Here is a 19,915-nt window from a genome sequence, read left to right on the forward strand (position 1 = left end):
GCGATCCGGAGAAGACCCCATGGGCGACACCATCCTGCTCGCGGCCGGCGGAACCGGCGGCCACCTCTTCCCCGCCGAGGCGCTCGCCGCCGAACTCGGCCGCCGCGGCCACGTCGTCGAACTGGCGACGGACGAACGTGCCGACAGATACGGCCGCGCCTTCCCGGCCCGCGCCGTCAACATCGTCTCCTCGGCGACCTTCAAGGGCCGCGATCCGGCGTCGCTCGCCAAGACGGCGTTCCGGCTGGCGCGCGGCATCGTCCAGGCCTGGGGGCTGATGGGGCGCATCCGGCCGAAGGTGGTGGTCGGCTTCGGCGGCTACCCGACCTTCCCGCCGATGATCGCGGCGCAGATGCGCGGCATCCCGACCGTGCTGCACGAGCAGAACGCGGTGATGGGCCGCGCCAACCGCGCGCTCGCCGATCGGGTGACGCGGATCGCCCTGTCGTTTCCCTCCGTGAGCCTGATCGGCGACTTCGCGAAGAAGGCGGTCGAGACCGGCAATCCGGTGCGCGACATGGTGATCTCGGCGGCGCGCGTGCCCTACGACGCGCCGACCACCGAGAGCACCTTCCGCCTGCTGGTCTTCGGCGGCAGCCAGGGCGCGCGTTTCTTCTCCGAGGCGGTGCCGCCGGCGATCGCGGCGATGGCGCCGGAACTCCGGGCGCGGCTCTCGATCGTGCAGCAGGCACGGCCCGAGGATCTCGACGCCGTGCGCGCGACCTATGCCCGGCTCGGCGTCGCGGCCGAGGTCGAGCCCTTCTTCATCGACCTGCCGGCGCGGATCGCCGCGTCGCATCTGGTGATCTGCCGGTCGGGCGCCTCGAGCGTCACGGAACTGGCGGTGATCGGCCGTCCGTCGATCCTGGTGCCGCTGCCCGGCGCGCTCGACCAGGATCAGGCCGCCAATGCCGCGCATCTCGCGAAGGCCGGCGGCGCCTGGACGATCCGTCAGGACGAGCTGTCGCCCGAGCGGCTCGCCGAGGAGATCGCCAAGGCGATGACCTGTCCCGAGCAGCTCGCCGAGGCGGCGGAAGCGGCGCGCGTCGCGGGCAAGCCGGACGCGGTGGTGCGGTTGGCGGATCTCGTCGAAGAGGTCGCGGCGCGGCGGCGGTGAGGGTGGGTCGTGCGCCGTGCGCCGACCTGCCGGTCACACGGTTGCAACCGTTCGACATTCCGGGAAAAGCTGGTTAGACACGTGCGAATCACCGTCGCCGCGCGCGCGGGAACGCAGCCATCCGAAGGAACACCCCCATGAAGATGCCCTCCACCATCGGTCCCGTTCACTTCGTGGGGATCGGCGGCATCGGCATGAGCGGCATCGCCGAGGTGCTGCACACGCTCGGCTTCAAGGTCCAGGGCTCGGACGCCGCCGACAACGCCAACGTCCAGCGCCTGCGCGAGAAGGGCATCGCCGTCTTCGTCGGCCAGAAGGCCGAGAACCTCGGCGAGGCCCGCGTGGTCGTCGTCTCCTCCGCCATCAAGGCCGACAATCCGGAACTGATGGAGGCGCGCGCCCGCTTCCTCCCCGTGGTGCGCCGCGCCGAGATGCTGGCCGAGCTGATGCGCTTCAAGTCGGCGATCGCCGTCGGCGGCACCCACGGCAAGACCACGACCACCTCGATGGTCGCCGCCCTGCTCGATGCCGGCGGGCTCGATCCGACCGTCATCAACGGCGGCATCATCAACGCCTACGGCACCAACGCCCGTCTCGGCGGCGGCCAGTGGATGGTCGTCGAGAGCGACGAGAGCGACGGTTCCTTCGTCAAGCTGCCGGCCGACATCGCGGTCGTCACCAACATCGATCCCGAGCACCTCGACCACTACGTCACCTTCGACAAGGTCAAGGACGCCTTCCGCCACTTCGTCGAGAACGTGCCCTTCTACGGCTTCGCCGTGATGTGTCTCGATCACCCGGACGTGCAGGCGCTGATCGGCAAGATCGAGGATCGCCGCATCGTCACCTACGGCACCAACCCGCAGGCCGACGTGCGCTACGAGCAGATCTCGGCGGCGGGCCAGCAGTCGCGTTTCCGCGTGACCATCCGCGACCGCATCGCCGGCACCGAACGGGTGATCGACGATCTCGTCGTCAACATGCCGGGCATCCACAACGTCTCCAACGCCACGGCGGCGGTGGCGGTGGCCGATCAGCTCGGCATCGCGGCGGAAGCGATCCGCAAGGGCCTCGCCGACTTCACCGGGGTCAAGCGGCGCTTCACCCCGACCGGCACCTGGAACGGTGTCTCGGTCTTCGACGACTACGGCCACCACCCGGTCGAGATCATGGCGGTGCTCAAGGCGGCGCGCGCCGCCGTCACCGGCGAGGGCAAGGGCGGTCGTGTCTTCGCGGTGGTGCAGCCGCATCGCTATTCGCGCCTCGCCTCGCTGTTCGAGGAGTTCTGCCAGGCCTTCAACGACGCCGACAGCGTGCTCGTCGCCGACGTCTATGCCGCCGGCGAGCAGCCGATCCCCGGCGCCTCGCGCGACGCGCTGGTGGGCGGCCTGCGCGGTCGCGGCCATCGCAACGTCGTGCCGCTCGAAGGGTCGGAGCAGATCGCCCAGATCGTCCGGGCGCAGGCCAAGGACGGCGACTACGTCGTCTTCCTCGGCGCCGGCAACATCACACAGTGGGCCTACGCGCTGCCCAAGCAGCTCGCCGAAGGCTGAGCCGCATTCTCCAGGACCGAAGTCAGCCATGTCGACCGATCTTCTCGCCCGTCTCGAAACCAGCGACATCCGCGGTGCGCTCCTTCCGGGCTTCGCGCTCGGCGACACGTCGTGGTTCCGGGTCGGCGGCGCGGCGGAACTCTACTTCCAGCCGGCCGACGCCGAGGATCTCTCGACCTTCCTGAAGCGGCTGCCGGCCGAGGTGCCGATCACGATCGTCGGCCTCGGGTCGAACCTGCTGATCCGCGAGGGCGGCGTCGACGGCGTCGTCATCCGCCTCTCGCAGAAGGGCTTCGGCGGGGTGAAGCCGGTCTCCGACACCCGGCTCGAGGTCGGGGCGGCGATCGCCGACAAGCAGGTGGCGCGGGTGGCGCTCGACGTCGGGCTCGACGGCTTCGCCTTCTACTTCGGCATTCCCGGCGGCATCGGCGGGGCGCTGCGGATGAACGCCGGGGCGAACGGCGGCGAGACCCGCGCCCGCGTCGTCACCGTCACCGCGATGAACCGTGCCGGCGAGATCCTGACGCTCTCGAACGACGACATGGGCTATTCCTATCGCCACTCGTCGGTGTCCGACGACCTGATCTTCCTGTCGACGATCATGGAAGGCACGCCCGGCGACAAGGACGCGATCAAGGCGCAGATGGACGCCGTCACCGAGCATCGCGAGACGGTGCAGCCGATCCGCTCCAAGACCGGCGGCTCGACCTTCAAGAACCCGCCGGGCCATTCCGCCTGGAAGCTGGTCGACGACGCCGGCTGCCGCGGGCTGGTGGTCGGCGGGGCGCATGTCTCGCAGATGCACTGCAACTTCCTGATCAACGAGGGCGACGCGACCGCCTACGACATCGAGCTGCTCGGCGAGACGGTTCGGTCGCGGGTGTTGCAGACCTCGGGCGTTCGTCTGGAATGGGAGATCAAGCGTCTCGGCCGATTCGCCGAGGGTCGCGAAGTGGTACCCTTCCTCGGCCTGTGAGGCCGACCACGACGGAGCATTGACCGGGCCCGCATCTGGCCCCGGTGCGTGACGGCGGATCGGCGTGGTGCCGATCGCCGAGTCTTCTTCCGCGACGGCTCCCGCCGTCGCGCGGCGCGTGCGTCTCGCGCGCCCGAGTTCCGAGTGGCACCCCCGCGTTTCGTCGGTGCCGATTTCCAGTGGCGTAGAGCGTCTCGCGTTCCGGGAGCCTTCCCGGGCGACGGGACGAATCCGATTCGCGGCCCCCGCGAATCGCCGATCGAGGACAAGTCGAATGTCGAAACATGTCGCGGTGTTGATGGGCGGGTGGGACAGCGAGCGCCAGGTGAGCCTGTGGTCGGGCGAGGCCTGCGCCGGCGCCCTCGAGCGATCGGGCCACAGGGTGACCCGCCTCGACGTCGGCAAGGACGTCTACGCCCGTCTGGAGGCGCTTGCGCCCGATGCCGCCTTCAACGCGCTGCACGGCCCCTGGGGCGAGGGCGGGGCGATCCAGGGCATGCTGGAGACGCTGCGCATCCCCTACACCCACTCGGGCATCCTCGCCTCGGCGCTGGCGATGAACAAGGCCAAGGCGAAGATGGTCTTCGCCCAGGCCGGCATCCCGACGGCGACCGGAATCGTCACCAGTCGCTTCGAGGCGGCGCGCGAACACCCGATGGCGCCGCCCTACGTGGTGAAGCCGGTGGCGGAGGGTTCGTCCTTCGGCGTGATCATCGTGACGGCCGACCGGACCCACCCGCCGCAGGAGCTGATGCGCGACGACTGGCCCTACGGCGACACGGTTCTGGTGGAAAAATTCGTCGCCGGACGCGAGCTCACCTGCGCCGTCATGGGGGCTCCGGGAGAGGAGCGGGCGCTCGGAATCATCGAGATCCTGCCGGAGGGGCAGGTGTTCTACGACTTCGATGCCAAGTACCGGAAAGGGGGGTCTCGTCACGTCCTTCCGGCGCAAATTTTACCGAATATTTACCAAGAGGTCCAAATGCTGGCGGTCGAGGCTCATCGGGCTCTCGGCTGTCGCGGCGTCTCGCGGGCCGACTTCCGATTGGACGACGGCGGTACCGGGGAACTGGTCTGCCTCGAAGTGAACACGCAGCCGGGGATGACGTCGACGTCGCTCGCCCCGGAAATGGCGGCGCATTCGGGCATTTCGTTCGAAGCGCTGGTGACTTGGCTGGTGGAGGACGCGAGTTGCGATCGGTGAGGGGACGAGAGCGGGAACCGCGCTACCCTTACGCCCGTGAAATGCCGCAGGACGCGGGGTTTCACTGGCGCAGGGCCGTGCGTTTCGTGCGTCGTTGCTCCCGCGCGGTCGAAGATCGTCTGACCTCCGTCCGCCCGATGCAGGGCACCTTCGCCGCTCTCGCCTTCCTCGGCGCCTGGGGCGTCTACGGCATGGTCCTGTCGGGCGCCTGGCGCACGACGGTCGATGCGCTCACCGCCGGCATGGGCTTCTCGGTCGCCTCGATCGAGATCCACGGCCTGCAGGAAGCCGATTCGACCGAAATTTCAGATCGAATCGACGTCACCCAGACGTCGTCGCTGCTGATGGTCGACGTCGAACGGGCACGGGAGCGGATCGCCGAGATCCCGTGGATCGCCGACGTCGTCGTCAAGAAGCTCTATCCCAACCGCATCGTCGTGAACCTGACCGAGCGGCGCCCCTTCGCGCTGTGGCAGGACGACGGCAAGGTGCGGGTCGTCGATCGCAACGGCGCGGTGATGAGCGACGTGCTCGAGACCCGCAACGCGGGTCTTCCGCTCGTCGTGGGCACCGGTGCCAACGGTCGCGTCGGCGAGGCGGTCGCGCTGATGGGTTCGGCGCCGTCGCTGCGTCCGCGCATCCGCGCCGCCGTGTTGGTCGCCGAGCGGCGCTGGAACCTGATCACCACCGACGGCGTCGAAATCCTCCTGCCGGAGGACGAGCCGGCCGCAGCCCTCGCTCGCGTCGCGGCGTTGCAGGACGGCAAGAAGCTCCTCGACCGCGATCTGGTCGTCGTCGACATGCGCGTGCCCGATCGTCTCTTCGTCCGCCTGTCCGACGCCGCCGCCGCGGCGCGGCGCGACCAGATGAAGGCGAAGCTCGGCGCCAAGAAGGAGGCGCGGGGATGATGCAGCCTCCGATCCAACACACCGTTCCGCGCATGCGGCCGCTGTCGACCCGCCGGGCCACCGTCGTCTCGGTACTCGACGTCGGCTCGACCAAGGTCACCTGCCTGATCGCCAAGCTGACCCCGCGCGCCCACGACAAGGTGCTGCCGGGCCGCACCCACGACATGACCGTGCTCGGTTACGGCATGCAGCGTTCGCGCGGCATGAAGTCGGGCATGGTGATCGACCTCGACGCGGCCGAGCAGTCGATCCGCCTCGCCGTCGACGCGGCCGAGCGCATGGCCGGGCTGACGATCGAATCGCTGATCCTCAACATCACCGCCGGGCGGCTGCGTTCGGAGGTCTATCGCGCCAACGTCGACGTCGCGACCGACGCGGTCGACGAGGCCGACATCCAGCGCGTTCTCGCCGCCGGCGCGTCGCATTCGCTGACCGACGACCGCACGCTCATTCATTCGCTGCCGATCGGCTACGCCCTCGACGGCGCCCGCGGCATCAAGGATCCGGTCGGCATGCTGGGCGAGAGGCTCGCCGTCGACATGCACGTGGTCGACACCGACTGCGCGCCGGTGCGCAATCTCGAACTGGCGGTCAACCGCTGCCATCTCGAGGTCGAGACGATCGTCGCGACCCCCTATGCCTCGGGTCTCGCCACCCTGGTCGACGACGAGGCCGATCTCGGCGTCGCCTGTGTCGACATGGGCGGCGGCACCACTTCGATGGCGGTCTTCGCCGACGGCGCCTTCTGCCACGTCGACGCCATCGCGATCGGCGGCCACCACGTGACGATGGACATCGCGCAGGGCCTTTCGACCCGCGTCGCCGACGCCGAGCGCATCAAGACGCTGCACGGCTCGGCGCTCGCCACCTCGTCGGACGACCACGAGGTGATCGGCGTGTCGTCGGTCGGCGCCGAGCGCCACGACGTCGTCAACGTGCCGCGCGGCGCGCTGACCCGGATCATCCGCCCACGGGTGGAGGAAATTCTCGAGCTGGTGCGCGACCGCCTGGCCCATTCCGGCTTCGCCGGTCGGGTCGGCAAGCGGGTCGTGCTGACCGGCGGGGCGAGCCAGCTGACCGGCGTGGTCGAGGTGGCGCGACGCATTCTCGGACGCAACGTGCGTCTCGGACGGCCGCTCGGCATCGCCGGGCTGCCGCAGGCGGCCAAGGGCGCGGCCTTCGCCGCCGCCGTCGGCCTGTTGATCTATCCGCAGGTGGCCCAGATCGAACAGTTCGATCTGCGCGACCAGCGTCGGCCGACGGCCGCCACCGGGGGGCGTTATCTCGCCCGGGTCGGCCAATGGCTGAGAGAGAGTTGGTGACGTGAGGGTTCGTCGCGCTTCGGCGCGGCGAGCGGTTGGGGACGAATACCCGCCGGAGCTCGGGGCGGGAGCAGCGAGGATGCCATGACGCTCAATCTGAAGATGCCCGACATTCGGGAACTGAAGCCGCGGATCACCGTGTTCGGTGTGGGTGGAGCCGGCGGCAACGCCGTCAACAACATGATCCAGGCCGGCCTCAAGGGCGTGGATTTCGTCGTGGCCAACACCGACGCGCAGGCTCTCACCCTGTCGAAGTCCGAACGCATCATCCAGATGGGCGTCGCGGTCACCGAGGGTCTCGGCGCCGGCTCGATGCCGGAAGTCGGCCGTGCCGCGGCGGACGAGGTGCTCGACGAGATCAACGATCACCTGACCGGCGCGCACATGGTGTTCATCACCGCCGGCATGGGCGGCGGCACCGGCACCGGCGCGGCTCCGGTCATCGCCAAGGCGGCGCGCGAGATGGGCATCCTCACCGTCGGCGTCGTCACCAAGCCGTTCCAGTTCGAAGGCGTGCGCCGCATGCGCATCGCCGACAGCGGCATCACCGAGCTGCAGAAGAGCGTCGACACGCTGATCGTCATTCCGAACCAGAACCTCTTCCGCGTCGCCAACGAGCGCACCACCTTCGCCGACGCCTTCGCGATGGCCGACCAGGTGCTCTACTCGGGTGTCGCCTGCATCACCGACCTGATGGTGAAGGAGGGTCTCATCAACCTCGACTTCGCCGACGTCCGCTCGATCATGCGCGGCATGGGCAAGGCGATGATGGGCACCGGCGAATCGTCGGGCGACAAGCGCGCCCTCCAGGCGGCCGAGGCGGCGATCGCCAACCCGCTGCTCGACGAGACCTCGATGAAGGGCTCTAAGGGCGTGCTGATCTCGATCTCGGGTGGCAAGGACCTGACCCTGTTCGAGGTCGACGAGGCCGCCACCCGCATCCGCGAGGAAGTCGATCCGGACGCCAACATCATCCTCGGCGCCACCTTCGACGACGGCCTCGAGGGCGTGGTCCGCGTGTCGGTGGTCGCCACCGGCATCGACCAGGAAATGATGAAGGGCATGGATTCGGGGAGCTCGCAGGAAGCGCGCATGGCCGATCTCGCCAACCGTCTGCGTGCCGCCGGCCGTCCGGTTCCCGCCGCGCTCGAGCCGCATCGCGTCGCCGCCGCCGCTCCGGCGCCGGTCGCCCCGATCGCCGTGCATGCGGCGCCCGTCGCCGCTCCGGCCCCGGTCGCTCCGGCGCCCGCGCCGATGCGCACCGAGGACATGGTCCGCGACGCGCTCGCCGCCCAGATCGAGCTCGAGATCAAGTCCGAGCCGGTCGCCCCGATGGCCGAGCCGGTCATGGCCCGTCCGACCGCGTCCGATCCGGCGGTGACGATCCAGCGCTACGAGCCGGCCCAGCCGACCTTCGCGCACAAGGATCCGATCCAGGAGCTCGAGCAGCCGATGGTCCGTCCCGAGCCGACCATCGACCGCAACCCCTACATCCCGCCGACCGCCGAGCGTCCGACGGCGCAGACCCGCGTGCCGCGCATCGACGAGTTCCCGCCGATCGCCCAGCGTCAGGCGGCCCCGGCCGAAGACCTCGACGGCGACGAAGCCCGCCCGCGCGGCCTGCTGCGTCGTCTCGCCCAGGGCCTCGGCCGTCGCGAGGAGGCCGAGGATCACGCGCCGCAGATGCGTGAGCCGAGCTTCCGCGAGCCGGCCGCCCCGCGCGCCGACGCCTATCGCCCGGCCGGCCACGACGAGTTCGCCAAGCGGCCGCTCGCCCGTGCCCCCGAGGCGCCGCGCTCGGCTGCCGGCAACCTCGACGCCCACGGCCGTCAGCCGGTCGTGACGCGGTCGCTGGACGAGGACAACCTCGAGATCCCGGCCTTCCTGCGTCGTCAGACCAACTGACGAATCCAGGCATCCGGACAATCACGGAGGGCTCCGTCACACATGTGACGGAGCCCTTGCCGCATTCTCGTCACAGGTGTTTCAATTTATTGAAATTAAATGACTTATCGAATTTTGCAGATGGTAACATTGTGTAATCAAGCGTGATTTCGCACGAGACGTCGAGAACGGTAGTGTGCAGGTGTGGTTCCGGGTCGGAGCCGCGACGGCATGCCGAGGGGACGGTGTGCGGCGCGGGTTCGGGAACCTTCGAATTCCAGGGGACGAGTTCTCCGCACGGTCCGCAGGGACAGGGGGAGAGCAACGGGTGAAGACGATGGCTCGCAACGCGACGACTTTCCAGACCACGATCGGCGACACCGTGCGGATCGTGGGAATCGGTGTCCATTCCGGCGCTCGCGTCCATCTCGCCCTCCATCCCGCCGATGCCGACACCGGCATCACCTTCGTCCGCACCGGCATGAACGGTGGCGACGTCGAGATCCCCGCCGTATGGAAACACGTCGCGGCGACCGACCTCTGCACCATGGTCGGCGATCCCAAGGGCGCGTCCATCGCCACCATCGAGCATCTGATGGCGGCGCTGCGCGCTCTCGGCATCGACAATCTGGTGGTCGAGATCGACGGCGGCGAAGTTCCGGTGATGGACGGCTCGTCGGAGGCCTTCGTCGAGGCGATCGATCAGGTCGGCCTCGTGCGCCAGACCGCGCCGCGCCGCGTGCTGAAGATCCTCAAGCCGATTCGCGTCGAGCACGGCGCCGCCTGGGCCGAGCTGCGTCCGCACGACGGCGCCCGCTACGAGGTGACGATCGACTTCACCAACCCGGTGATCGGCCGTCAGGCGATCGGCATCGACCTCACCGCCGACGTCTTCCGCAATCAGGTCGCCCGCGCCCGCACCTTCGGCTTCGTCTCGGACCTCGAGAAGCTCCTGCCGATGGGGCTCTGCCGCGGTTCCAGCCTCGAGAACTCGGTCGCCATCAAGGACGACCGCATCCTCAATCCGGAAGGCCTGCGCTTCGTCGACGAGTTCGTCCGTCACAAGCTGCTCGACGCGATCGGCGACCTCGCTCTGTCGGGCGCCCCGATCCAGGGCCTCTATCGCTCCTACAAGGGCGGTCATCGCCTCAACTTCATGACGCTCTCGGCCCTCTTCGCCGATCCGACCGCCTGGGCGCTGGTCGAGGCGTCGAGCCGTCCGTCCTCCCCGGCAGCGGAACTCGGTCTCGGCATGGTGGCGCCGGCCTTCCGCGCCGAAGTCGCCTGATCGCCGATTTCGGGCGTCTCGCCACAAATTCGAACCAATGCCTACCCACGAAGATGACGGCGGCTCTCCGACGCGCTAGAACGCGGATCGCAGGGCTCGGCCGTCGTCCGTCTTTCGGGGGCGGGGCGAGGACGAACCAATTCGGCGCGACGACGCGCGTGTGAGGGATGGCGAAGTGATGGGCATGGGTTATTCGGCGGATCCCGTCGCGGCGCTCCGGCGCACCGGGTCGCGTCTTCGCTTGGCTGCCGCGGTCGCCGTGGCGCTGACGGTGGGCGCCTGCGCCTCGGCCAAGGACGAAGTCGACAACACCGCATCCGCCGACCAGCTCTACAACGAGGGTCTGGTGCAGCTGCAGGCCGGCAAGAAGGCCGACGCGGTGAAGAAGTTCGACGACGTCGACCGGCTCCACCCCTATTCGCAGCTGTCGAAGCAGGCGCTGCTGATGCAGGCCTACACCCAGTTCGAGCGCAACGCCTTCACCGACGCGATCTCGGCCGGCCAGCGCTTCGTGACGCTCTATCCGTCGAGCCCCGACGCGGCCTATGCCCAGTACATCGTCGCGGAGAGCCTGTTCCAGCAGATCCCCGACGTCAGCCGCGACCAGGCCCAGACAGCCAAGGCGCTCGCCGCCTACGGCGAGCTGATCGAGAAGTATCCGAACTCGCCCTATGCCGAGGACGGCCGCAAGAAGGTCCTGACCGTGCGCGACCAGCTCGCCGGCAAGGAGATGGACATCGGTCGCTTCTATCTCAAGAAGCACCAGTATCTCGGCGCGATCAACCGCTTCAAGCTGGTGATCTCGCAGTATCAGACCACCCGCCACGTCGAAGAGGCGCTGGCGCGTCTGGTCGAATGCTACTACGCCATGGGCGTGATCAACGAGGCGCAGACCGCCGCGGCGATCCTCGGGCACAATTTCCCCGACAGCCAGTGGTACAAGGACAGCTACACGCTCCTCCAGAACGGCGGTTACGAGCCGAGCGAGGACAAGTCGAGCTGGATCTCCAAGTCGATCACCCAGCCGCTGAAGTCGGTGAAGCTGCTCTGATCGATCGGCGACGGGGACGAGACGGGGGTTCCGTTTTGTTCTCGTCGCGGCTATCGTTCCGATCGGGTTTTCGCAGAATCACGGACGTCTCATGCTCTCGGCACTGTCGATTCGAGACATCGTTCTGATCGAACGGCTCGAGATCGACTTCTCGCGCGGACTGACGGTGCTGACCGGCGAGACCGGTGCCGGCAAGTCGATCCTGCTCGACAGCTTGGCGCTGGCCCTCGGCGGGCGCGGCGATGCCGGCCTCGTGCGCCACGGCGCGACACAGGGGCAGGTGACGGCCGTCTTCGACCTCGCCGAGGATCATCCGGCCCGCCGGGTGCTCGCCGACAACGACATCGAGGCTTCGGGCGAGCTGATCGTCCGCCGCGTCCAGAGCGCCGACGGCCGCACCCGCGCCTTTCTCAACGACAGTCCGGTCTCGGCGACGCTCCTGCGCGACTTCGGCGAGCGGCTGGTGGAGATCCACGGCCAGCACGACGATCGCGCACTGGTCGACGAACGCGAGCATCGCCGGCTGCTCGACGCCTTCGGCGGGCTGGAGCCGCAGGTCTCGGCGGTCGGGACCGCCTGGAGCGCGTGGCGGCGGGCGGTCAAGGATCGCGACGGCCACCGCGCCCGCATCGACGCGGCGCGGCGGGAGGCCGACTATCTGCGCGCCAGCCTCGAGGAACTCGACCAGTTGAAGCCGGAGGTCGGCGAGGAGACCGAACTCGCCACCAAGCGCCACCGCATGATGCAGGTGGAGAAGGTCGCCGGCGATCTCGCCGAGGCGGTGGAGACCTTCGACGGGCCGCATTCGCCGGTGCCGACCATCGCCACGCTGATGCGGACGCTGGAGCGCAAGGCGGGGTCGCTGCCGGGCCTCTCGGAAAGCGCGATGAAACCGATGGGCGAAGCGATCGACCTGCTCGAGAGCGCGCGCACGGCGCTGGAGGCGGCGCTGCGCGAGGCGGACTTCGACCCGCGCGACCTCGAGCGCACCGAGGAACGGCTCTTCGCGCTGCGTGCCGCGGCGCGCAAGCACAGTTGCACGGTCGATGCGTTGGCGCCGCTGCGCGCCAAGTTCGCCGCCGATCTCGCCGATCTCGACCACGGCGAGGAGAAACTCGCCGGGCTCGAGGCGGCGGTCGGGGCGGCGGAGGCCGACTACGCCGCCAAGGCGCGGGCGCTGTCGACTGCGCGCGCCGCGACGGCGGAGGCGCTCGAGGCGGCGGTGGCGGCGGAACTGCCGGCGCTGAAGCTCGAGCGCGCGCGGTTCATCGTCGACCGCAGCGAGGGCGAGCCGGGCGGCGAGGGCATCGACCGGGTCGAGTTCCACGTCCAGACCAATCCCGGCACCCGTCCGGGGCCGATGATGAAGGTGGCCTCGGGCGGCGAGCTGTCGCGCTTCCTGCTGGCGCTCAAGGTCTCTCTCGCCGACAAGGGTTCGGCGCCGACGCTGATCTTCGACGAGATCGACACCGGCGTCGGCGGCGCGGTGGCCGGTGCCATCGGTCAGCGGCTGGCGCGGCTCGCCGAGAAGGTCCAGGTGATGAGCGTCACCCATGCGCCGCAGGTGGCGGCGCGGGCGGACACGCATTTCCTGATCTCGAAGGAACCGGTCCCCGGAGGCGAGGACCGCGTCGCGACCCGCGTCGTCGAACTCGACCTGCCGGCGCGGCGCGAGGAGATCGCCCGCATGCTTTCGGGCGAGACCATCACCGCGGAAGCGCGTGCGGCGGCGGAGAGCCTGCTGGCGGGGTGAGGGGTCGGCGGCGCCGAGTGTCCGGTACCGTGCGCGATGCTTCGAGACGCGCCTTCGGCGCTCCTCAGCATGAGGCGTATGTGCTCGTATCGAACATGAAAAGCGCCTCATGCTGAGGAGGGTCGCCGAAGGCGATCCGTCTCGAAGCATCGCGCAGGGCCTCGCGGCACAGCGCGTGGTCCTCACAGCCACGCCTCCCGCCCTCCGCGATGGCAGTCGGCCGATGCGACGGGTAATGTCGCCGCAATGAATCGTCCGCCCTCCGAGGTCCGCATGCCCGCCACCGACACCCCCGTCGACGCCCTCTCGCCGCTCGAAGCCGTGGCCGAGATCGCGCGCGTCTCCGCTCTGATCGAGGCGGCGGATCGCGCCTATTACCAGGACGACGCGCCGACGCTGACGGACGCCGACTACGACGCGCTGCGCCTCAGGCTGATCGCGCTCGAGGCGGCGTTTCCGGATCTGAAGAAGCCGGACAGCCCGACGGCGCGGGTCGGCTCCGGGCCTTCGGAACGGTTCGAGAAGATCCGCCACGCGGTGGCGATGCTCAGCCTCGACAACGCCTTCTCCGACGAGGACGTCGGCGAGTTCGTCGGCCGCGTCCACAAGTTCCTCGCCACCCACGGTCAGACGGTCGCCTTCACCGCCGAGCCGAAGATCGACGGGTTGTCGCTGTCGATCCGCTACGAGAAGGGCCGGCTCGTCCATGCCGCCACCCGCGGCGACGGGGCGGAGGGCGAGAACGTCACCGCGAACGTCCTGACCATCGGCGAGATCCCGCGCGAGCTTCCGGCCGGCGTGCCCGAGGTGCTCGAGGTGCGCGGCGAGGTCTACATGAGCCATGCCGACTTCGCCGCGATCAACGCCAAGGCGGAGGCGATGGGCGGCAAGGTCTTCGCCAATCCGCGCAACGCGGCAGCGGGCAGCCTTCGCCAGCTCGATGCGAAGATCACCGCGGCGCGGCCGCTGAAGTTCTTCGCCTATGCCTGGGGCGAGATCTCGGACTGGGACGTCGATACCCAATACGACCGGGTTCAGGCCTTCGGCCGCTGGGGCTTTCCGATCAACCCGCGGATGGTGCGGTGCTCGTCGGTCGAGGAGCTGCTGGCGGTCTATCGTGGGCTCGAGGCGGACCGGGCGAACCTCGGCTACGACATCGACGGCGTCGTCTACAAGGTCGACCGGATCGATCTCCAGACCCGCCTCGGCTTCGTCTCGCGCTCGCCCCGCTGGGCGATCGCCCACAAGTTCCCGGCCGAGAAGGCGCGGACGATCCTCGAGGGCATCGACATCCAGGTCGGCCGCACGGGGGCGCACACGCCGGTGGCGCGGCTCGCGGCCGTCACGGTCGGCGGCGTCGTCGTCACCAACGCGACGCTGCACAATGCCGACGAGATCGTGCGCCTCGACGCGCGCATCGGCGACACGGTGGTGGTCCAGCGCGCCGGCGACGTCATTCCGCAGATCGTCGAGGTGGTGAAGGACGACGCCCACGAGGCCCGCGCCGCCTTCGACTTCCCCCATCTCTGCCTGTGCGACCTGAAGACGGCGCTCACCCGCGAGGAGACCGCGACCGGCGAGGAGGGCAAGATCCGTCGCTGCTCGGGCGAGTTCGCCTGTCCCTTCCAGCGGCAGGAGCACCTGCGCCACTTCGTGTCGCGCCGCGCCTTCGACATCGAAGGGCTGGGCGAGAAGCAGATCGAGTTCTTCTTCAACGATCCCGACTTCCCGGTGAAGGAGCCGGGCGACATCTTCACACTCGCCGCCCGCAACGCCGAGAGCCCGATCAAGAAACTCGAGAACAAGGAGGGTTTCGGCGCCGTCTCGGTGGCGAAGCTCTTCGAGGCGATCGAGGCGCGGCGGACGATCGCGCTCGAACGCTTCGTCTTCGCCCTCGGCATCCGCAACGTCGGCGAGACGACGGCGCGGCAGCTGGCGCGGGCCTACGGTTCGTGGGGGGCGTTGCACGAGGCGGCGGAGAAGATCGTCGCCGAGGACGCGGTGGCGCGCGAGGAGATGGATGCGATCGACCAGATCGGCGAGACGGTGATCGACAGCATCGCCGCCTATTTCCGCGAGCCGCACAATCGCGCCGTGGTCGAACGGCTGGTCGCCCATCTGACCATCGTCGACGCCGAGAAGCCCAAGGCCGACACCGCGGTCGCCGGCAAGACGGTGGTCTTCACCGGTTCTCTCGAGAAGATGACGCGCGACGAGGCCAAGGCTCAGGCGGAACGGCTGGGGGCGAAGGTCGCGGGCTCGGTCTCGGCCAAGACCCACATCGTCGTGGCGGGGCCGGGGGCGGGGTCGAAACTCGCCAAGGCGCGCGATCTCGGCGTCACGGTCATGACCGAAGAGGAATGGCTGGCGATGATCGGCGAGGCGTGAGGGGTCTGCCGCACTGCCGAAGCGGCGTGCGGCGGCGCCGAAGCGTTCCTCCCGCATTGCCGCGCAAGCTCGCACGAAATTGCATGACGGACATGAGTCGCCATGCGCGTCGCTGTATCGCCATATTTCCGTGCGACCTTGGTCGTACGAAAAATGACGGATCACGCATGACGTGATCTGCGGATTGCAGGCAGGGAAGCGGCACCGGGGCGGGTTGAACCCGAACCATCGGAGCATCCCATGAGCCGCATCATCTCGCTCTTCGAACGCATCCTCGGCGCCGACGTCGCCGGTAACCGCTCGGCCTGGGCCGAGACCCCTTGCGAGGCTTCCGCTCGCATCGACCTCGAGCTTTCCGACCGCGACGAAATGCGTGCGCGTTCGCGTCGCGACTACGGCTTCACCGCCTGGTGCTGATCGTCTCGAACGCGCCGGCCGAGGCGGCCGGCGCTTCGCGCTTCCTCAGGTGATGACGTTCGGGCCGCCGCGCCCGGTACGCGCCCTGATCCCCGCCACCGCATCGGCGGCGGACAGAACATCGGCCAGAGCCGCCTGCGGATCGAGATCGTGGCGGGCGGGATCGGCCTCGAAACGCTCCACGTAGAGACGCAGCGTCGCCCCCTCGGTGCCCGTGCCCGAGAGGCGGAAGATCGCGCGGCTGCCGTCGGAAAACCCGATCCTGACACCCTGCTTCGTCGAAACCGAACCGTCGGTCGGGTCGGTATAGGCGAAGTCGTCGGCCGAGACGATCGCGAGACCACCCACCGTCGTGCCCGGCAGACCGGCGAGGCTCGCCCTGAGATCGGCGAAGAGCGCGTCGGCGAGGTCGGAGGGCAGCGCCTCGTAGTCGTGACGCGAATAGTAGTCGCGGCCGTAGGTCTTCCAATGGTCGTGAACGATCTCGGCGATCGACTGGCGGCGTGTCGCCACGATGTCGAGCCAGATCAGCACCGCCCACAGACCGTCCTTCTCGCGGACATGGTCGGAGCCGGTGCCGGCGCTCTCCTCGCCGCAGATCGTCGCCATGCCGGCATCGAGCAGATTGCCGAAGAACTTCCACCCCGTAGGCGTCTCGTAGAGGCCGACACCGAGCTTTTCGGCGACGCGGTCGGCGGCGCGGCTGGTCGGCATCGAACGGGCGATGCCCTTCACCCCGGCGGTATAGCCCTTGGCGAGATGCAGATTGGCGGCGAGCAGCGCCAGACTGTCCGACGGCGCCACCGAGATGCCGCGGCCGAGCACGATGTTGCGGTCGCCGTCGCCGTCCGAGGCCGCGCCCATGTCCGGCGCGTTCGGCCCGAACATGATGTCGAACAGCTCCTTGGCGTGGACCGGGTTCGGATCGGGATGGTGATGGCCGAAGTCGGGCAGCGGCGTGCCGTTGACGACGGTGCCGAGGGGCGCGCCGAGCTCGCCTTCGAGGATCGCGTGGGCGTAGGGCCCGGTCACGGCGCTCATGGCGTCGAAGCGCAGGGTGAAGCCCGAGGCGAAGAGGGCGCGGATGCGGTCGAAGTCGACCAGCTTGCGCATCATCGCGACGTAGTCGGCGACCGGATCGACGATCTCGACCACCATGCCGGCGAGGTCGAAGGTGCCGAGCGTCGCGATCGACGGGGCGGCCTCCTCGACGATGCGCCATTCGGCGATGTCCTTGGTGCGGGCGAAGATCGCGTCGGTGACGGGCTCGGGCGCCGGGCCGCCGTTCGCGACGTTGAACTTCAGGCCGAAGTCCTCGTCCGGGCCGCCGGGATTGTGCGAGGCCGACAGGACGAAGCCGCCGTAGGCCTTGCGCACGCGGATCAGGTTGGAGGCGGCGGGCGTCGACAGGATGCCGCCCTTGCCGACGATGGCGCGCTTGGCACCGTTCGCCGCCAGCATGCGCAGGATGACGCCGATCGCGGTGTCGTTGAAGTAGCGACCGTCGCCGCCGACGACGATCTCGCGATCCTTGACGCCGCCGACGCCCTCGATGATCGCCTGGACGTAGTTCTCGAGATAGCCCGGCTCCATGAAGATCCGGGTCTTCTTGCGAAGGCCCGAGGTGCCCGGCTTCTGGCCGGCGATGGGGCTGGTCGAGACGATCTTCACGGCCATGGCGGGCTCCTCCGTGCGACGCGCGTTGCCTCATGGGTAGCCGGTTCGCCGCCCGAGCGCCATACGCTCGAGACCGAAGGAGGGTGCCCGAGGTCATGCGCGGTGGGCGGAGATGCCATGCGATCTACGACCTTGGTCTAATGCATGACGTCTGGCATCGTCGTTCGAACGTGACGGTGTGGGGCGCCGGACGCGATCGGCCTTCGAACGAGCCGAAAGAGGAGACGTCGAGCGGAGCGGCATGTCCACGCGACACGACGGAGAAGACCCCATGTTTCGTTTCCTCAGCGCCGCCCGTTCGGCCATGCGCCGCTCGCTGATCCGTTTCGACGAAGGCATCGATCGCGGCATGCGCGAATCGAGCACCTTCACCGCGCTGCGCCATCACTGGATCGACCCGCTCGAGCGTCGCTGACGCCACCGAGCCGGACGTCTCCGCCCTCCGTCTTCGGAGCGCCTTGCCGCGTCGACGAGGGCGATGGATCGTGCCAATGTTCCTCCCGTGTGCGTCGCAGCATTCGCGCGATGCCGGGAGAACGATGCGATGTCCGAGCTTCCTCCGTCCACGCCGCCGGTGATCCGCACCATCGCCATGCCGGGCGACACCAACCCGGCCGGCGACATCTTCGGCGGCTGGCTGATGGCCCACATGGACCTCGCCGCCGGCAATGTCGCGACGCGCCGGGCGCGGGGCCGTGCCGCCACCATCGCGGTCGAGGGCATGGCCTTCCTGAAGCCGGTTCTGGTCGGCGACGAGGTGAGTTTCTACGGCACGATCGTCGGCTCGGGCCGCACCTCGATGAAGATCCTGATCGAAGCCTGGCGCCGTCCGCGCGAGGGCGACGAGATGACGAAGGTGACGAGCGCCGTCTTCACCTTCGTGGCAATCGGCGAGGATCGCCGGCCGAGGCCGCTGCCCGAGGCGTGAGACGGTTCACGTCCAGGCGAGGGTCGCGGCCGCGAGGACGAGGTAGCGGCCGAACTTGGCGATCGTCACCAGGACGACGAAGGTCGGCAGCGGCTCGCGCAAGATCCCTGCGAGGACGGTCAGCGGATCGCCGACGATCGGCAGCCAGCTGGCGAGCAGGGACCACTTGCCCCAACGGCGATACCAGCCGGCGGCGCGATCGAGATCGGCGTCCTTCACCGGAAACCAGCGGCGGTCGCGCAGCCGTTCGATTCCGCGCCCGAGGAACCAGTTGACGATCGAGCCGAGGACGTTGCCGATGCCGGCGCAGACGATCAGCGCCCAGGCGGGCTGATGACCGGCCAGCAGCGCGCCGACCAGCAGGGCCTCCGACTGCATCGGCAGGATGGTCGCCGCGACGAAGGCGGCGAAGAAGAGGCCGGCATAGACGGCGAGATCGATCACGTCGGCTCCGTCGATCCGGGGCGAGGGCGTCGCGGCGGGCTCGCCCTCACCGCCGGCCGAAGTTGAAGAACCACGCGACCGCGCCGATCTGCAGCACGACGCCGAGCGCCACCAGCTTCGCCATCCACCACAGGAGGGCGGCGCGGTCGGCATCCTCGAAGAAGGCGCGGCCGCCGGGGATGCCGGCCGAGAGCACGATCAGCTGGCCGATCGCGAGAAGCGCCAGCATCGTCATGTGGGCATTCGGCGAGAAGCCGCCCGAGGCATTGGCCATCAGCCCGCCGGGGATGGAGAGCACCGCCCAGACCAGGCAGAGCACGGTCCACAGCACCATGATCGCGACACCGAGGACCGTCATGCGGCGGGCCCGCGCGGCATGAGCTCGTAGGGGTGTTTCCAGCCCGGCAGCTCGGAGATGCGCTGGCGCCAGGCATCGATCGCCGGGAACATCTCCCAACGGTCGAGGCCGACCTCCTCGTCGTAGAAGACGTAGCCGGCGAGCGAGAAGTCGGCGATGGTCGGGCGGTTGCCGACCAGCCAGTCGGTCACGTTGAGCTGCTTCTCCACCACCTTGTAGGCGTCGATCACCCGGGCGCGCAGGAACTCCGTCGCCGCGGTCTCGGGCATGCCCTTGAGGCCGACCATGAAGCGGAGCGTGGCGAAATAGCTGGTGAACTTGTGATTGTCGAAGAGGATCCAGCGCCAGATCTCGCGCTTCTCGTCGCCGTCGCGGCCGCCGAACCTGCCGGTCTCTTCGGCGAGATAGTCGAGGATGACGCCCGACTGGGTCAGCACGCGGCTGCGATGGACGAGGACCGGGGCCTCGCCCATCAGGTTCAGACCTTCGCGCCATTCGGGCTTCCTCGTCGCGCCTTCGAAGAAGGGCACGAAGATCGGGTCCCAGCTGCACCCCGCGAGCGCCAGCATCAGCGCCGCCTTGTAGGAGTTGCCGCTCTCGCCGAAGCAGTGGAGCCGATAGTCACCCATGCGCGAACCTCCTCCTCG

At 68.9% G+C, this 19,915-nt stretch carries 18 protein-coding genes; 14 read left to right on the top strand and 4 right to left on the bottom strand.

Going from position 1 to position 19,915, the window contains the following annotated elements; genetic code table 11:
- Positions 1–19 precede the first annotated feature (19 nt).
- The 12 genes from murG to ACT53U_RS19200 all read left to right on the top strand — a co-directional run bounded on the left by murG (position 20) and on the right by ACT53U_RS19200 (position 15,861).
- Positions 20–1,117: an undecaprenyldiphospho-muramoylpentapeptide beta-N-acetylglucosaminyltransferase gene (gene murG, locus ACT53U_RS19145; protein ID WP_476157505.1), complete on the top strand. Its 1,098-nt coding sequence runs from the start codon at positions 20–22 to the stop codon at positions 1,115–1,117.
- Positions 1,118–1,254: 137 nt separating this feature from the next.
- Positions 1,255–2,670, top strand: coding sequence for a UDP-N-acetylmuramate--L-alanine ligase (murC, locus tag ACT53U_RS19150; RefSeq protein ID WP_476157506.1), 1,416 nt, complete (start codon positions 1,255–1,257; stop codon positions 2,668–2,670).
- 28 nt (positions 2,671–2,698) lie between these two features.
- Entirely contained in the window at positions 2,699–3,646 is a 948-nt protein-coding gene (gene murB, locus ACT53U_RS19155) for a UDP-N-acetylmuramate dehydrogenase (RefSeq protein WP_476157507.1), read from the top strand.
- Between the two features lie 274 nt (positions 3,647–3,920).
- Complete coding sequence (locus ACT53U_RS19160; protein ID WP_476157509.1) at positions 3,921–4,850, top strand: D-alanine--D-alanine ligase; 930 nt, start codon at positions 3,921–3,923, stop codon at positions 4,848–4,850.
- Positions 4,851–4,936: 86 nt separating this feature from the next.
- A complete protein-coding gene (locus ACT53U_RS19165; RefSeq protein WP_476157511.1) occupies positions 4,937–5,758 on the top strand; it encodes a cell division protein FtsQ/DivIB in 822 nt (273 codons plus the stop codon).
- Positions 5,759–5,790: 32 nt separating this feature from the next.
- Complete coding sequence (gene ftsA, locus ACT53U_RS19170; protein ID WP_476157536.1) at positions 5,791–7,080, top strand: cell division protein FtsA; 1,290 nt, start codon at positions 5,791–5,793, stop codon at positions 7,078–7,080.
- Positions 7,081–7,164: 84 nt separating this feature from the next.
- A complete protein-coding gene (gene ftsZ / locus ACT53U_RS19175) occupies positions 7,165–8,985 on the top strand; it encodes a cell division protein FtsZ (RefSeq protein WP_476157513.1) in 1,821 nt (606 codons plus the stop codon).
- Between the two features lie 316 nt (positions 8,986–9,301).
- A complete protein-coding gene (gene lpxC, locus ACT53U_RS19180) occupies positions 9,302–10,252 on the top strand; it encodes a UDP-3-O-acyl-N-acetylglucosamine deacetylase (RefSeq protein ID WP_476157537.1) in 951 nt (316 codons plus the stop codon).
- Between the two features lie 184 nt (positions 10,253–10,436).
- A complete protein-coding gene (locus tag ACT53U_RS19185; protein ID WP_476157514.1) occupies positions 10,437–11,303 on the top strand; it encodes an outer membrane protein assembly factor BamD in 867 nt (288 codons plus the stop codon).
- A gap of 91 nt (positions 11,304–11,394) precedes the next feature.
- The gene (gene recN / locus ACT53U_RS19190; RefSeq protein ID WP_476157516.1) at positions 11,395–13,056 is read left to right on the top strand and encodes a DNA repair protein RecN; all 1,662 of its coding nucleotides are present in this window, start codon (positions 11,395–11,397) and stop codon (positions 13,054–13,056) included.
- Between the two features lie 273 nt (positions 13,057–13,329).
- Positions 13,330–15,444 carry an NAD-dependent DNA ligase LigA gene (gene ligA, locus ACT53U_RS19195; protein ID WP_476157518.1) on the top strand — a complete coding sequence of 705 codons (2,115 nt, stop codon included), beginning with the start codon at positions 13,330–13,332 and terminating at the stop codon, positions 15,442–15,444.
- Between the two features lie 240 nt (positions 15,445–15,684).
- Complete coding sequence (locus tag ACT53U_RS19200) at positions 15,685–15,861, top strand: hypothetical protein (RefSeq protein WP_476157519.1); 177 nt, start codon at positions 15,685–15,687, stop codon at positions 15,859–15,861.
- A 45-nt stretch (positions 15,862–15,906) separates the two neighbouring features.
- Here the strand turns inward: ACT53U_RS19200 and ACT53U_RS19205 are convergent, their stop codons facing one another.
- A complete protein-coding gene (locus ACT53U_RS19205) occupies positions 15,907–17,538 on the bottom strand; it encodes an alpha-D-glucose phosphate-specific phosphoglucomutase (RefSeq protein WP_476157520.1) in 1,632 nt (543 codons plus the stop codon).
- A gap of 271 nt (positions 17,539–17,809) precedes the next feature.
- On the opposite strand from ACT53U_RS19205, the gene ACT53U_RS19210 reads away from it, so the two are divergent.
- Entirely contained in the window at positions 17,810–17,953 is a 144-nt protein-coding gene (locus tag ACT53U_RS19210; protein ID WP_476137770.1) for a hypothetical protein, read from the top strand.
- Positions 17,954–18,082: 129 nt separating this feature from the next.
- A complete protein-coding gene (locus ACT53U_RS19215; protein WP_476137771.1) occupies positions 18,083–18,466 on the top strand; it encodes an acyl-CoA thioesterase in 384 nt (127 codons plus the stop codon).
- A 6-nt stretch (positions 18,467–18,472) separates the two neighbouring features.
- Here ACT53U_RS19215 and ACT53U_RS19220 read toward each other — a convergent pair whose 3' ends face one another.
- The 3 genes from ACT53U_RS19220 to ACT53U_RS19230 are packed head-to-tail and all read right to left on the bottom strand — an operon-like array spanning position 18,473 to position 19,897.
- Positions 18,473–18,910, bottom strand: a complete 438-nt coding sequence (locus ACT53U_RS19220; RefSeq protein ID WP_476157521.1) for a YqaA family protein — start codon at positions 18,908–18,910, stop codon at positions 18,473–18,475.
- A gap of 46 nt (positions 18,911–18,956) precedes the next feature.
- The gene (locus ACT53U_RS19225) at positions 18,957–19,268 is read right to left on the bottom strand and encodes a hypothetical protein (RefSeq protein ID WP_476157522.1); all 312 of its coding nucleotides are present in this window, start codon (positions 19,266–19,268) and stop codon (positions 18,957–18,959) included.
- Complete coding sequence (locus ACT53U_RS19230) at positions 19,265–19,897, bottom strand: glutathione S-transferase family protein (RefSeq protein ID WP_476157524.1); 633 nt, start codon at positions 19,895–19,897, stop codon at positions 19,265–19,267. Before ACT53U_RS19230 ends, ACT53U_RS19225 begins: the two co-directional genes overlap by 4 nt.
- Between the last annotated feature and the right edge of the window lie 18 nt (positions 19,898–19,915).

Source organism: Pinisolibacter sp. DMC19 (assembly GCF_056313985.1).